We start from the raw sequence: 14,383 nt of genomic DNA on the forward strand, positions 1-14,383 counted from the left end.
CCGGCTCCTCCCGGGCAACGATCACCACCGGACCGGGTCACTGGCCCGGACCCGCCGCCGGCACGCCGCCCGGGGATTTTCACCCGACCGTGGCGGAGTGGGGCCGGTGGGACCGACGGTGTTGACCACCACATGACCGTGCAGGATGGAGGTATGGATCTTCGCATCTTCACCGAGCCCCAGCAGGGGGCGACCTACGACACCTTGCTCACCGTGGCGAAGGCCACCGAGGACCTTGGTTTTGACGCATTTTTCCGCTCGGACCATTACCTCAGCATGGGCTCCGCGGACGGCCTCCCCGGCCCCACCGACGCCTGGATCACCCTCGCCGGACTCGCCCGCGAGACCAAGCGCATCCGCCTCGGCACCCTCATGACCGCGGGTACGTTCCGGCTGCCCGGCGTGCTCGCCATCCAGGTCGCTCAGGTCGACCAGATGTCCGGCGGCCGGGTCGAACTCGGCCTGGGCGCGGGCTGGTTCGAGGAGGAGCACAAGGCGTACGGCATTCCCTTCCCGAAGGAGAAGTTCGCGCGCCTGGAGGAACAGCTCGCGATCGTCACCGGACTGTGGGCCACCGAGGTCGGCAAGACCTTCGACTTCCACGGCACCCATTACGACCTCACCGACTCGCCCGCCCTGCCCAAGCCCGCGCAGGCCAGGATCCCCGTACTGATCGGCGGCCACGGCGCCACCCGCACCCCGCGCCTCGCGGGCCAGTACGCCGACGAGTTCAACATGCCCTTCGCGAGCGTCGAGGACAGCGCGCGCCAGTTCGCCCGCGTTCGCGCCGCCGCCGAGGCGGCAGGACGCGGCACCGACGCGCTGACGTACTCCAACGCCCTCGTCGTCTGCGTCGGCAAGGACGACGCCGAGGTAGCCCGCCGGGCCGCCGCCATCGGCCGCGAGGTGGACGAGCTCAAGACCAACGGCCTCGCGGGCTCCCCGGCCGAGGTGGTCGACAAGATCGGCCGCTACGCGGAGATCGGCGCCCGCCGGATCTACCTCCAGCTCCTCGACCTCTCCGACCTCGACCACCTGGAGCTCATCTCCTCCCAGGTGCAGTCGCAGCTGTCGTAGCACCGCGGGGATATCCGAAGGCGCCGGTCGCACCCGGTGTGCGATGGTGTGTTCGTCGTCCTGAAGGCCCCCAGGATCACCCTCCTGGGGGCCTTCACGCGTACGGCGACCCTGTCCACCGAGCCTCAGAGGCCCTGCCCATGTTCCTGACGATCAGTACCACCGGCACCCCGGAACGCCCCGCCACCGACCTCGGCTTCCTGCTGCACAAGCATCCCGAGAAGGCGCAGGCGTTCTCCACGTCCTACGGCAAGGCGCACGTCCTCTACCCCGAGGCGGACGCCGAGCGCTGCACGGCGGCGCTGATGCTGGAGGTCGACGCGGTGGCACTGGTCCGGCGCGGCAAGGGCAAGGGCCGCGGCGGCGCCCCCGACGCGGCGCTCGCGCAGTACGTCAACGACCGGCCGTACGCCGCCTCCTCGCTGCTCGCCGTGGCGCTCAGCTCGGTGTTCTCCAGCGCGATGAAGGGCACCTGCACGGCGAAGCCGGACCTCCCGGCCCGGCCGCGCCCGCTGCGTATCGAGGTCCCCGCGCTGCCCGCGCGCGGTGGCCCGGCCCTCGTACGACGGCTCTTCGAACCGCTCGGCTGGGCCGTGACCGTCGAGCCCGTGGCCCTGGACGAACAGTTCCCGGAGTGGGGCGATTCCCGGTACGTCCGGCTCGTCCTCGACTCCGAGGCGCTGACCCTCGCCGAGGCCCTGCGCCACCTCTACGTGCTGCTCCCGGTCCTGGACGACGCCAAGCACTACTGGGTCGCCCCCGACGAGGTCGACAAGCTGCTGCGGGCCGGTGAGGGCTGGCTGGCCGACCACCCGGAGCAGAAGCTGATCACCAGCCGCTATCTCTCCCGCCGCTGGTCGCTGACCCGCCAGGCCATGGAGCGGCTCGAACTGGTGCGGCTCGCCGAGGCCGACGACAGCGAGGTCGAGGACATCGACAACGCCGTCGAGGCGGAGGCCGAGGAGGAGGAGCGGCCGACCCCGCTCGCCGTCCAGCGCCGGGACGCGATCCTCGCCGCCCTGCGCTCCGCCGGAGCCTCGCGCGTCCTCGATCTCGGCTGCGGCCAGGGCCAGTTGGTGCAGGCGCTGCTGAAGGACACGGCCTTCACCGAGATCGTCGGAGTCGACGTCTCGGTGCGCGCCCTCACCATCGCCTCCCGCCGGCTCAAGCTGGACCGCATGGGCGAGCGGCAGGCGTCCCGGGTCAAGCTCTTCCAGGGCTCGCTCGCCTACACCGACAACCGGCTCAAGGGGTACGACGCCGCCGTGCTCAGCGAGGTGATCGAGCACCTCGACCTGCCCCGGCTGCCCGCCCTGGAGTACGCGGTGTTCGGCGCCGCCCGTCCGCGGGCCGTGCTGGTGACCACCCCGAACGTCGAGTACAACGTCCGCTGGGAGTCCCTCCCGGCCGGGCACGTGCGGCACGGCGACCACCGCTTCGAGTGGACCCGCGAGGAGTTCCGCGCCTGGGCGGACACGGTGGCCGAACGGCACGGCTACGGCGTCGAGTTCGTTCCCGTGGGACCCGACGACCCCGAGGTCGGACCCCCCACCCAGATGGCTGTGTTCACGCGCGACGACCGCGACGACAAGGAGGCGAAGGCCGCATGACCGAGACCCAGGGGCGCACCCTGCCCGTCACCGACCTCTCCCTCGTGGTGCTCATCGGAGCCTCCGGCTCCGGCAAGTCCACCTTCGCGCGGCGGCACTTCAAGCCCACCGAAATACTCTCCTCCGACTTCTGCCGCGGCCTCGTCGCCGACGACGAGAACGACCAGAGCGCCTCCGGCGACGCCTTCGACGTCCTGCACTACATCGCCGGCAAGCGGCTCGCGGCCGGCCGCCGGACCGTCGTCGACGCCACCAGCGTCCAGCAGGACTCAAGGCGCCAGCTGATCGATCTGGCCAAGCAGTACGACGTCCTGCCGATCGCCATCGTCCTGGACGTCCCGGAGGAGGTGTGCGCCGAGCGCAACGCGGCCCGCACCGACCGGGCCGACATGCCCCGCCGGGTCATCCAGCGGCACACCCGCGAACTGCGCCGCTCCCTCAGGCACCTGGAGCGCGAGGGCTTCCGCAAGGTGCACGTCCTGCGGGGCGTCGCGGAGGTCGAGCAGGCCACCGTCGTCACCGAGAAGCGGTACAACGACCTGACCCACCTCACCGGACCCTTCGACATCATCGGCGACATCCACGGCTGCTCCGCCGAACTGGAGTCGCTGCTGCAGAAGTTGGGCTACGCCGACGGCGTCCACCCGGACGGCCGTACCGCCGTCTTCGTCGGCGACCTCGTCGACCGCGGCCCGGACAGCCCGGGCGTGCTGCGCCGGGTGATGTCGATGGTGAAGTCGGGCCACGCCCTGTGCGTGCCGGGCAACCACGAGAACAAGTACGGGCGGTACCTCAAGGGCCGCAACGTCCGGCACACCCACGGACTCGCCGAGACCATCGCCCAGATGTCGGGCGAGAGCGAGGAGTTCGCGCGCGAGGTACGGGAGTTCATCGACGGGCTCGTCAGCCACTACGTCCTCGACGGCGGCAGGCTGGTCGTCTGCCACGCCGGTCTGCCCGAGAAGTACCACGGCCGCACCTCCGGCCGGGTCCGCTCGCACGCCCTGTACGGCGACACCACCGGCGAGACCGACGAGTTCGGCCTGCCGGTGCGCTACCCGTGGGCGGAGGACTACCGGGGCCGGGCCGCGGTGGTCTACGGGCACACCCCGGTTCCGGACGCGACCTGGCTGAACAACACGATCTGCCTGGACACCGGCGCCGTCTTCGGCGGCAAGCTCACCGCGCTGCGCTGGCCGGAGCGGGAACTGGTCGACGTACCGGCCGAGCGGGTCTGGTACGAGCCGGCCAAGCCGCTGCGGACCGAGGCGCCCGGCGGGCAGGACGGGCGGCCGCTGGACCTGGCGGACGTGCACGGGCGCCGGGCCGTGGAGACCCGGCACGCGGGACGGGTCGCCGTGCGGGAGGAGAACGCGGCGGCGGCCCTGGAGGTCATGAGCCGGTTCGCGGTGGACCCGCGCCTGCTGCCGTACCTGCCGCCGACCATGGCACCGACGGCGACCTCGCAGGCCGACGGCTACCTGGAGCACCCCGAGGAGGCGTTCGCGCAGTACGCGGCCGACGGGGTCGCGCGGGTCGTGTGCGAGGAGAAGCACATGGGCTCGCGTGCGGTGGCGCTGGTGTGCCGGGACGCGGAGGCGGCGCGGCGGCGGTTCGGCGTCGACGGTCCCACCGGGTCGCTCTACACCCGTACCGGACGGCCCTTCTTCGCCGACGAGTCGGTGACGGAGGCGATCCTCGACCGGCTGCGCACGGCCGTCGGGGCGGCCGGGCTGTGGGACGAACTCGGCACGGACTGGCTGCTGCTGGACGCCGAGCTGATGCCGTGGTCGCTGAAGGCGTCCGGGCTGCTGCGCTCGCAGTACGCGGCCGTCGGCGCCGCCTCCGGGGCGGTGTTCCCGGGCGCGCTCGCCGCGCTGGAGGCCGCCGCGGCGCGCGGAGTCGACGTGTCGGACCTCCTGGCGCGCCAGCGCGAACGGGCCGCGGACGCCTCGGCGTTCACCGAGGCCTACCGCCGGTACTGCTGGACCACCGACGGCCTGGACGGCGTCCGTCTCGCGCCGTTCCAGCTCCTCGCGGTCCAGGGCCGCAGCCTCGCCGCGCTCCCGCACGACGAGCAGCTCGCGCTCCTGGACCGGCTGGTGGAGCACGACGGCACGGGCCTGCTCCAGACCACCCGGCGTCTGTACGTCGACACCGCGGACCCGGAGTCGGTGCGGGCGGGCGTCGACTGGTGGCTGGAGATGACCGGGCGGGGCGGCGAGGGCATGGTCGTCAAGCCGCTCGGCGCGCTGGTGCGCAACGCGGAGGGGCGGCTGGTGCAGCCCGGCATCAAGTGCCGTGGCCGCGAGTACCTGCGGATCATCTACGGTCCGGAGTACACGCGCCCGGACAACCTGAACCGGCTGCGCAAGCGGTTCCTCAACCACAAGCGGTCCCTGGCCACCCGGGAGTACGCGCTGGGCCTCGAGGCCCTGGACCGGCTGGCCGAGGGCGAGCCGCTGTGGCGGGTGCACGAGGCCGTGTTCGGGGTGCTGGCGCTGGAGTCGGAGCCGGTGGACCCGCGGCTGTGACGGTTCAGCCGAGGAGCCGCAGCCGCTCCCGGCACACCCCGACCCGTACCGACTGACCCCAGGTCAGTTCCAGGGCGTCGGTCTCCATGCCGTCCCCGAAGGCCACCAGGCGTTCGGACTCGACGGTGAGCGTCAGCCGCGCGGCGGCGGCCAGTTCGCCGGCCACCAGGGAGGTCCCGGTGGCCGGGGAGGGCCAGGCCTCGCGGACGAACCACAGCAGCCGTTCCTCCGCCGGGGCGGGCAGCGCGAGCCGCCCGCCCCGGTCCTGCCACACCGACCGGAGCCATCCGGTCGCGCCCGTACCGGTGCCGATCAGTACCCCGGACGAGGCCTGGGCCTCGACGACACCCCCGTCGTCCTCGAGGCCCAGGCGGTACCGGGCCGTCTGGTGTCCGGCCGCGCCTAGATAGATCTCGTTCAGCGCCACCAGGCGCTGGGTGTCGTCGGCGACGGCCTCGACCATGGTCAGCTCGTCCGCACCGGCCGTGCCGGCGGACGCCAGCAGCTTCGCCGCGTCCGCGGGCCGGTGCCGTACCAGGACACCCGGGTTGCGCCCGGGATCGGCGTCGACGCCGATCACGGGCTGCCCCGACAGGTACTTGGCGACGTTCGCCACCAGACCGTCCTGTCCGACCACGACCACCACGTCCTGCGGCGCGAACAGGAACCGGTCCAAGTCGCCGCGCTCGACGCGCGCCTGACGCCAGGTCAGCGGAATGGCCGCCACGACCTCGGCCAGCGCCTTTCGCGTACGGCGGTGCCGGTCGGCCACCTCCTCGATGTCCCGGCCCCGGGAGCGCAGGAAGTAGGCCGCCTGTCCGTGCGTACCGTGCCGGGCCACCAACTCCTCGTACTCCGTGGTGCGGTGGACGAGCACGGCCCGCGGGGCGAGGCTCACGCCCGCTCTCCGTCGCCGAGCCGGGCGAGCAGTCCGGTGAGCACGTCCGGCGAGATGGTCACGCTGTCGACGCGCGGCAGGTTCTCCGCGAGCCGCGTCCCGGTGAGCGCGTGCAGGACGGCGACGTCCACGTCGGCGTGGACCCGCAGCCAGGCCGCCTGGGCCTCGGCCTTCGCGTCGCCCACGGCCCGCACGCCCTCCGCCTCGGCCCGGGCGAGCCGCACCGAACGTGCCGCCTCCGCCTCGGCCCGTACGGCGTCGGCGGCGGCCTGCTCCTCCGCCTTGCGGCGCTCGTTCGTGCCGCGTTGCTCGACCAACTGCTCCTCGCGGCGGGCGAGTTCGATCTGGCTGGCCAGTTCGTTCTCGGCGATCGCGCGCTCCCGCTCGACGGCCACCGCCCGCCGTTCGTACGTGGCCCGGTCGGCCTCCTGCTGGATCAGCTCGCGGGCCGGGGTGCGCAGGGCGCGCTCCACCTCGGGCTCCGGGCGCAGCGCCACCACGCGCACGGCGACGATCTCGATGCCGGTGGCGGGCAGCCGCGGTTCGGCGGCGTAACCCGCGGCGACCCGTTCGCGTACCGCGCTCACTCCGTCCACCAGCGCCGCCGCCAGCGGCGTACGGGCCAGGACGTCGAGCGCGTGCTGCTGGGCCGTCTCGGTGAGCAGGGTGCCGAGCTGTTCCAGCGGGGTGCCGCGCCAGGCCCCGGTGTCGGGGTCGACGGAGAAGTCCAGGCGGGCCGCCGCGACGGCCGGGTCGCTGATGCGGTAGGTGACCGTCGCCTGCACCGCCACGTCCTGGAAGTCGGCCGTGCGGGCGTGGAAGGTCATCGCCAACTCCCGGTCGTCGACCGGGACTTCGGAGAGCGCCGCGCTGAGTGCCCGGTACCAGAAGCTGAGCCCCGGGCCGTCGTGCAGCAGCTTGCCGCCGCGGTGGTGCCGGATGTGCGCGGTCGGCGCCCCGCGCAGATGGCGCCAGCCGAGGCGCCGGGTGATGTCGGCCATGTGGGACCCCCATTTCGTCGTACCGACGATAAGAGGTGCGCCTGTTTATCGTCAAGAGGACGAGAATCGGAAGTGGTCAAGAGGGGGGTGAATATCGCCCCCGATGGTCAGGATGGAGTCATGGGATTCCACGTCGACTCCGAGGCCGGGCGGCTCAGCCGCGTCATCCTGCACCGGCCGGATCTCGAGCTCAAAAGGCTCACCCCCAGCAACAAGGACGCGCTGCTCTTCGACGACGTGCTCTGGGTGCGCCGGGCGCGCGCCGAGCACGACGGCTTCGCCGACGTCCTGCGCGACCGCGGGGTCACCGTCCATCTCTTCGGCGACCTGCTCACCGAGGCCCTGGCGATCCCGGCGGCCCGCGACCTCGTCCTGGACCGCGTATTCGACGAGAAGGAGTACGGCGTCCTCGCCACCGACCATCTGCGCGCCGCCTTCGCCACCCTGCCCGCGCCCGAGCTGGCCGAGGCACTGGTCGGCGGCATGACCAAGCGCGAGTTCCTGGACGCCCACGCGGAGCCCGTCTCCGTGCGCTTCCATGTCATGGAGCTCGACGACTTCCTGCTCGCCCCGCTCCCCAACCACCTCTTCACCCGCGACACCTCCGCCTGGATCTACGACGGTGTCTCCGTCAACGCCATGCGCTGGCCCGCCCGTCAGCGCGAGACCGTGCACTTCGAGGCGATCTACCGGCACCACCCGCTGTTCCGTGCCGAAACGTTCCACGTCTGGTCCGAGGGGCAGGCCGACTACCCGTCGACCATCGAGGGCGGCGACGTCCTGGTGATCGGCAACGGCGCCGTGCTGATCGGCATGAGCGAGCGAACCACGCCCCAGGCCGTGGAGATGCTCGCCCACAAGCTCTTCGCCGCCGGCTCCGCCGAGACGATCGTGGCCCTCGACATGCCCAAGCGGCGCGCCTTCATGCACCTCGACACGGTGATGACGATGGTCGACGGCGACACCTTCACCCAGTACGCCGGGCTCGGCATGCTCCGCTCGTACACCATCGAGCCGGGCGTCGACGGCAAGGAGCTGAAGGTCACCGACCATCCGCCGGAGCACATGCACCGGGCCATCGCCGCCGCCCTCGGGCTGAGCGAGATCCGGGTGCTCACCGCCACCCAGGACGTGCACGCGGCCGAGCGGGAGCAGTGGGACGACGGCTGCAACGTCCTCGCGGTCGAGCCGGGCGTCGTCGTGGCCTACGAACGCAACTCCACGACCAACACCCACCTGCGCAAGCAGGGCATCGAGGTCATCGAGATCCCGGGGAGCGAGCTGGGGCGGGGGAGGGGCGGACCGCGCTGCATGAGCTGCCCGGTGGAGCGCGGGCCGGTGTAGGGGGTGGACCGGCGGTATGGGGCCTGTATAGAAATGTGGAACATCGTATAGACTTCCAAGGTCCTTGTTCACGTCACTCTGGAGCGCCCCCATGGCGACAGTCCCGACCTCCCTCGCCGGCCGCCACTTCCTCAAGGAGCTCGACTTCACCGAGGAGGAGTTCCGCGGTCTGCTCGAGCTGGCCGCGGAGCTGAAGGCCGCCAAGAAGGCCGGGACCGAGATCCCCTACCTGCGCGGCCGGAACATCGCGCTGGTCTTCGAGAAGACGTCCACGCGCACCCGCTGCGCCTTCGAGGTCGCCGCCGCCGACCAGGGCGCCACGACGACGTACCTGGACCCCTCCGGATCGCAGATCGGGCACAAGGAGTCGGTCAAGGACACCGCGCGGGTGCTCGGGCGGATGTTCGACGCGATCGAGTACCGCGGGGACAGCCACGAGAAGGTCGAGGAGCTGGCCGAGCACGCCGGGGTGCCCGTCTACAACGGCCTCACCGACGACTGGCACCCCACCCAGATGCTCGCCGACGTCCTCACCATGCTGGAGCACGGCACGAAGACCCTGGACGACGGCATCGTCTTCGCCTACCTCGGCGACGCCCGCTTCAACATGGGCAACTCCTACCTGATCACCGGCGCCCTGCTCGGCATGGACGTGCGGATCGTCGCGCCCAAGGCGTACTGGCCGGACGACGAGGTCGTCGCCGAGGCGCGGCGGCTCGCGGCGGACAGCGGCGCGGCCATCACGCTCACCGAGTCGGTGGCGGAGGGTGTCCTGGGCGCGGACTTCGTGGCCACGGACGTCTGGGTCTCGATGGGTGAGCCCAAGGAGGTCTGGGACGAGCGGATCAAGGCGCTCGGCCCGTACGCGGTGACGATGGACGTCCTGCGCGCCACCGGCAACCCGGACGTGAAGTTCCTGCACTGTCTGCCGGCCTTCCACGACCTGGGCACGAAGGTGGGCCGCGAGATCCACGAGACCCACGGCCTGGAGTCGCTGGAGGTCACGGACGAGGTCTTCGAGTCGGCCCACTCGGTCGTGTTCGACGAGGCGGAGAACCGGATGCACACGATCAAGGCGGTGCTGGTGGCGACGCTCGGCCGCGCGTGATCAGGAGGCGCGGCGCTGGGCGGGCACCGTCGGCAGCCGGAACCACACCGCCTTGCCCGACGCCGTCGGCCGGTGGCCGCAGGACGAGCTGAGGGCCCGGATCAGCAGCAGGCCCCGGCCGTGCTCCTGCCAGGGGTCCGGTTCGCCCTCGCAGGGGCGGGTGAGATCGCCCGGCGGCGCCGGGTCCGGGTCGTGCACCTCGACCTGGCAGCCGCTCGGCAGCAGCTCCACCACCAGCTCTATCGGCCCCTCGCCCGCGGTGTGCTCCACGGCGTTCGCCACCAGCTCCGCGGTCAGCAGCTCCGCGGTGTCGCAGTCGGCGGAGTGCTTCAGCTCGGCCAGCGCGGTACGGACCAGGGCGCGCGCGACCGGCACCGCCGCGGTGGTGTGCGGCAGTGCGACGCGCCAGGAGGCGGGGGAGGGCAGGCGATCGTGCACGGCGGATCCGTTCATCAAGCAGGCTGTCCTGCTTTCAACCTTATGAATGGTACGGCGCCGTCCCACAGGGCGGTCGGGCGGGCGCCGGACGGGACTTTCGCCCCGTAGCGAGCGGCTTACCCAGGTGAACGTCCGGCCTCGCCCGCCTGATCCCTTCGTTACCCGGACGTCGACGAGCCGTGACACCTCGGTGGCCTCGTGACGTATCGCGCCATCCTGACGACAGTCACGGATCAGTGATAACTTCGAGGGGTAGACCTCAGTGAGACAGCGCCGCCCGCAGTCCGCCCGAGGAGGCCGCCCGCCATGAGTCCCTTCACCGGCTCCGCCGCCCGCACCGGCCGCTGGGAGCATCTGCGCGTGGACCTCGGGGACGGCGTCGCCACCGTCACCCTCGCCCGCCCCGCGAAGCTCAACGCGCTCACCTTCGGCGCCTACGCCGATCTGCGCGACCTCCTGTCCGAGCTGTCCCGGGAGCGGGCGGTGCGGGCCCTGGTGCTGGCCGGCGAGGGGCGCGGCTTCTGCTCCGGCGGTGACGTGGACGAGATCATCGGCGCGACCCTGTCCATGGACACGGCCCAGCTGCTGGACTTCAACCGGATGACGGGCCAGGTGGTCCGGGCGATCCGGGAGTGCCCGTTCCCGGTGATCGCGGCGGTCCACGGGGTCGCGGCGGGCGCCGGCGCGGTGCTCGCGCTGGCGGCCGACTTCCGGGTCGCCGACCCCTCGGCCCGGTTCGCCTTCCTGTTCACCAGGGTCGGTCTCTCGGGCGGCGACATGGGCGCGGCCTATCTGCTGCCGCGCGTGGTGGGCCTCGGGCACGCGACCCGCCTGCTGATGCTGGGCGAGCCGGTGCGCGCCCCGGAGGCCGAGCGCATCGGCCTGATCAGCGAGCTGACGGACGAGGGCCGGGTCGACGAGGCCGCCCAGAACCTGGCCCGCCGCCTGGCCGAGGGCCCGGCCCTGGCGTACGCCCAGACGAAGGCCCTGCTGACGGCGGAGCTGGACATGCCCCTGGGCCCGTCGCTCGAACTGGACGCCTCGACCCAGGCCCTGCTGATGACGGGCGAGGACTACGCGGAGTTCCACCAGTCGTTCACGGAGAAGCGCCCTCCGAAGTGGAAGGGGCGTTAGGTGATCCGGCCTACGACGAACACCGGGCGCCCCCTGCGCGTGGCGGTCATCGGTGGCGGTCCCGGAGGGCTGTACGCGGCCGCCCTCCTGAAACGGCTCGACCCCACCCGCGAGATCACCGTCTGGGAACGCAACGCCCCCGACGACACCTTCGGCTTCGGTGTCGTCCTCTCCGACGAGACCCTCGGCGGCATCGAACACGCCGACCCCGAGGTCTACACCGCTCTCCAGCGGGACTTCGTCCGCTGGGACGACATCGACATCGTCCGCCACGACACCCGCCACACCTCCGGCGGCCACGGCTTCGCCGCGCTCGGCCGCAGACGCCTCCTGGAGATCCTGCACCGCCGCTGCCGCGCGCTGGGCGTAGAACTGCGCTTTCGGTCGGAGGCGCCGTACCCCGCCTGGCTGGCCGAGACCCACGACCTGGTCATCGCCGCCGACGGTGTGCACAGCACCACCCGCGAGGCCTACGCCCATGTGTTCCGCCCCCATGTGGCCACCCACCACTGCCGTTACATCTGGCTGGCCACCGACTTCGCCTTCGACGCCTTCCGCTTCGAGATCGCCGAGACCGAGCACGGCGTGATGCAACTGCACGGCTACCCCTACGCGCCCGATGCCTCGACCGTCATCATCGAGATGCGCGAAGAGGTCTGGCGGGCGGCCGGTTTCGAGGAACTCGACGCGCAGGAGTCCGTCGACCGTTGCGCCAAGATCTTCGCGGAAGCCCTGCGCGGCCACCCCCTGCGCTCCAACAAGTCCGCCTGGACGACCTTCCGCACGGTCGTCAACGAACAGTGGTCGCACGAGAACATCGTGCTGCTCGGCGACGCCGCGCACACCGCCCACTTCTCCATCGGCTCCGGCACCAAGCTCGCCGTCGAGGACGCCCTCGCCCTCGCCGCCTGCCTGGAGGAACAGCCCGATCTGCCGACCGCGCTGGCCGCCTACGAGGAGGAGCGCAAACCGGTCGTCGCCTCCACCCAGCGCGCGGCCCGCGCCAGCCTGGAGTGGTTCGAGGACATCGGGCTGTACCTCGGCCAGCGGCCCCGCCAGTTCGCCTTCAACCTCCTCACCCGCAGCCGCCGGGTCACCCACGACAACCTCCGGCTGCGCGACGCCCGCTTCACCGAGTCCGTGGAGCGCGAGTTCGGCTGCCCGCCCGGTACGCCCCCGATGTTCACCCCGTTCCGGCTGCGCGGGCTGACCCTGCGCAACCGGGTCGTCGTCTCGCCGATGGACATGTACTCGGCCGTCGACGGCATGCCCGGCGACTTCCACCTCGTCCACCTGGGCGCCCGCGCCCTCGGCGGGGCCGGCCTGGTGATGACGGAGATGGTGTGCGTCAGCCCGGAGGGCCGGATCACCCCCGGCTGCACGGGCCTCTACACCGTCAAGCAGGCCGAGGCCTGGCGCCGGATCACCGAGTTCGTGCACCGGCAGTCCCCCGGCACCGCGATCGGCGTGCAGCTCGGCCACAGCGGGCGCAAGGGCTCGACCAAGCTGATGTGGGAGGGCATGGACGAACCGCTCCCCGACGGCAACTGGCCCCTGGTGGCGGCCTCCCCGATCCCGTACCGCACGGACGGCCCGACTCCGCGCGAGCTGTCCCGCGCCCAGCTCACGGACCTGCGCGAGCAGTTCACCGCGGCCGCCTGGCGTGCCGCCCGGGCGGGCTTCGACCTGCTCGAACTGCACTGCGCGCACGGCTACCTGCTCTCCGGCTTCCTCTCCCCGCTGACCAACCGCCGCACCGACGCCTACGGCGGCTCCCTGGAGAAACGGCTCCGCTTCCCGCTGGAGGTGTTCGACGCGATCCGGGGCGTCTGGCCGGAGGAGCGGCCCATGACCGTCCGTATCTCCGCCACGGACTGGGCCGAGGGCGGCACCCGGGCCGAGGACGCGGTGGAGATCGCCCGCGCCTTCGCGGCGCACGGCGCCGACGCCGTCGACGTGTCGACCGGACAGGTGGTGTCAGAGGAGCGGCCGGAGTTCGGGCGCTCGTACCAGACACCCTTCGCCGACCGCATCCGCAACACCCTCGGCATCCCGGTGATCGCGGTCGGGGCGATCTCCTCCTGGGACGACGTCAACTCCCTGATCCTGGCCGGCCGCACCGACCTGTGCGCCCTGGCCCGCCCGCATCTGTACGACCCGAACTGGACCCTGCACGCGGCGGCGGAACAGTCGTACGAGGGCCCGGGCGTCGTCTGGCCCGACCCGTACCGCGCGGGCAGCCGCCGCCCCCGGACCGGACGCACGGACGCCCCCAAGCCCCGCCTGACGCTCGGGACTTGAGGGCGCAACCCCTCTTGATAGGGATGGCTCTACAGCTCGACCATCCCCGCCGTCAGCGTCGCGCCGTCCGCCGGGTCGATCACGATGAACGCGCCCGTGCGCCGGGACACCGCGTAGTCGTCGACCGCCAGCGGCTCCGCCGTGCGCAGCACGATCCGGCCCAGGTCGTTCGCGGTCAGCTCGGCCGCGCCCCCGAGATCCTGGACGATGGCCTTCACCGTGCGCGTGGTGTGCCGGACGAGCACCCGGTCGCCGACCTTCAGCGGCCGGTCCGCCAGATGACAGACTGCGGCCCGGATCTCCCGGGTGAGCGCGGGGACGTCGACACCGGCGGTGATCATGTCGCCGCGTGAGACGTCCCGCTGGTCGGCCAGCCGCACACTGACCGACTGCGGCGCGTACGCCACCTCCCGGGCGGACCCGAGCACGTCGATCCCGGTGATCCGCGAGGTCTCCCCGGACGGATGCACGGTGACCCGGTCCCCGACCCGCAGCGCGCCCGACACCAGCTGTCCCGCGTAGTGGCGGTCCTCGCCGTCCCGGATGACGTACTGGACGGGGAAGCGGGGCGGAGCGTCCGCCGCCTCGGCGCCGACGGGGACCTCCTCCAGGAACTCCAGCAGCGCCGGACCCCCGTACCAGTCCATGTGGGCGGAGCGGTCCACCACGTTGTCCCCGACGAGCGCCGACACCGGGATCGGCGTGAACCCGGGCAGCCCCAGCTCGGCCGCATGGCCCGCGAAGTCCTCGACGATTCGCTCGAACACCTGCTCGTCGTATCCGACGAGGTCCATCTTGTTGACGGCGAGGACCACGTGCGGCACCCGCAGCAGTCCGGCCACGGCGGCGTGCCGGCGGGTCTGCTCGACGACGCCGTTGCGGGCGTCGATGAGGATCACCGTCAGTTCGGCGGTGGAGGCGCCGGTGACCATGTTGCG

The 14,383-nt window shown here is 72.1% G+C and carries 11 protein-coding genes; 7 read left to right on the forward strand and 4 right to left on the reverse strand.

Annotated features, from left to right (window positions below; genetic code table 11):
- The first annotated feature begins 153 nt into the window (after positions 1-153).
- From AC068Z_RS34570 to AC068Z_RS34580, 3 genes are all read left to right on the forward strand, one after another.
- The gene (locus AC068Z_RS34570) at positions 154-1,077 is read left to right on the forward strand and encodes an LLM class F420-dependent oxidoreductase (RefSeq protein ID WP_478564843.1); all 924 of its coding nucleotides are present in this window, start codon (positions 154-156) and stop codon (positions 1,075-1,077) included.
- A 140-nt stretch (positions 1,078-1,217) separates the two neighbouring features.
- Positions 1,218-2,687: a 3' terminal RNA ribose 2'-O-methyltransferase Hen1 gene (locus AC068Z_RS34575; protein WP_478564846.1), complete on the forward strand. Its 1,470-nt coding sequence runs from the start codon at positions 1,218-1,220 to the stop codon at positions 2,685-2,687.
- Positions 2,684-5,221, forward strand: coding sequence for a polynucleotide kinase-phosphatase (locus AC068Z_RS34580; RefSeq protein ID WP_478564849.1), 2,538 nt, complete (start codon positions 2,684-2,686; stop codon positions 5,219-5,221). Before AC068Z_RS34575 ends, AC068Z_RS34580 begins: the two co-directional genes overlap by 4 nt.
- A 4-nt stretch (positions 5,222-5,225) precedes the next feature.
- Here the strand turns inward: AC068Z_RS34580 and AC068Z_RS34585 are convergent, their stop codons facing one another.
- Positions 5,226-6,119: a hypothetical protein gene (locus tag AC068Z_RS34585; RefSeq protein WP_478564851.1), complete on the reverse strand. Its 894-nt coding sequence runs from the start codon at positions 6,117-6,119 to the stop codon at positions 5,226-5,228.
- On the reverse strand, positions 6,116-7,120 hold the full coding sequence (locus AC068Z_RS34590; RefSeq protein ID WP_478564854.1) for an SPFH domain-containing protein: 1,005 nt from the start codon (positions 7,118-7,120) through the stop codon (positions 6,116-6,118). Before AC068Z_RS34590 ends, AC068Z_RS34585 begins: the two co-directional genes overlap by 4 nt.
- 120 nt (positions 7,121-7,240) lie before the next feature.
- On the opposite strand from AC068Z_RS34590, the gene AC068Z_RS34595 reads away from it, so the two are divergent.
- Both AC068Z_RS34595 and argF read left to right on the forward strand, forming a co-directional pair.
- Complete coding sequence (locus tag AC068Z_RS34595; RefSeq protein WP_478564857.1) at positions 7,241-8,464, forward strand: arginine deiminase; 1,224 nt, start codon at positions 7,241-7,243, stop codon at positions 8,462-8,464.
- A gap of 91 nt (positions 8,465-8,555) precedes the next feature.
- The gene (gene argF / locus AC068Z_RS34600; RefSeq protein WP_478564860.1) at positions 8,556-9,572 is read left to right on the forward strand and encodes an ornithine carbamoyltransferase; all 1,017 of its coding nucleotides are present in this window, start codon (positions 8,556-8,558) and stop codon (positions 9,570-9,572) included.
- On the opposite strand, the gene AC068Z_RS34605 is transcribed toward argF, so the two are convergent.
- The gene (locus AC068Z_RS34605) at positions 9,573-10,025 is read right to left on the reverse strand and encodes an ATP-binding protein (protein WP_478564863.1); all 453 of its coding nucleotides are present in this window, start codon (positions 10,023-10,025) and stop codon (positions 9,573-9,575) included.
- A gap of 291 nt (positions 10,026-10,316) precedes the next feature.
- Here AC068Z_RS34605 and AC068Z_RS34610 point away from each other — a divergent pair, with 291 nt between their 5' ends.
- Both AC068Z_RS34610 and AC068Z_RS34615 read left to right on the forward strand, forming a co-directional pair.
- Positions 10,317-11,144, forward strand: a complete 828-nt coding sequence (locus AC068Z_RS34610; protein WP_478564866.1) for an enoyl-CoA hydratase family protein — start codon at positions 10,317-10,319, stop codon at positions 11,142-11,144.
- Positions 11,145-13,445, forward strand: a complete 2,301-nt coding sequence (locus AC068Z_RS34615) for a bifunctional salicylyl-CoA 5-hydroxylase/oxidoreductase (protein ID WP_478564869.1) — start codon at positions 11,145-11,147, stop codon at positions 13,443-13,445.
- A gap of 29 nt (positions 13,446-13,474) precedes the next feature.
- Here AC068Z_RS34615 and AC068Z_RS34620 read toward each other — a convergent pair.
- Positions 13,475-14,383, reverse strand: a 909-nt coding sequence (locus AC068Z_RS34620) for a GTP-binding protein (protein WP_478564872.1), incomplete at its 5' end; no start/stop codon positions are given.

It is taken from the genome of Streptomyces sp. NPDC043726 (assembly GCF_056436565.1).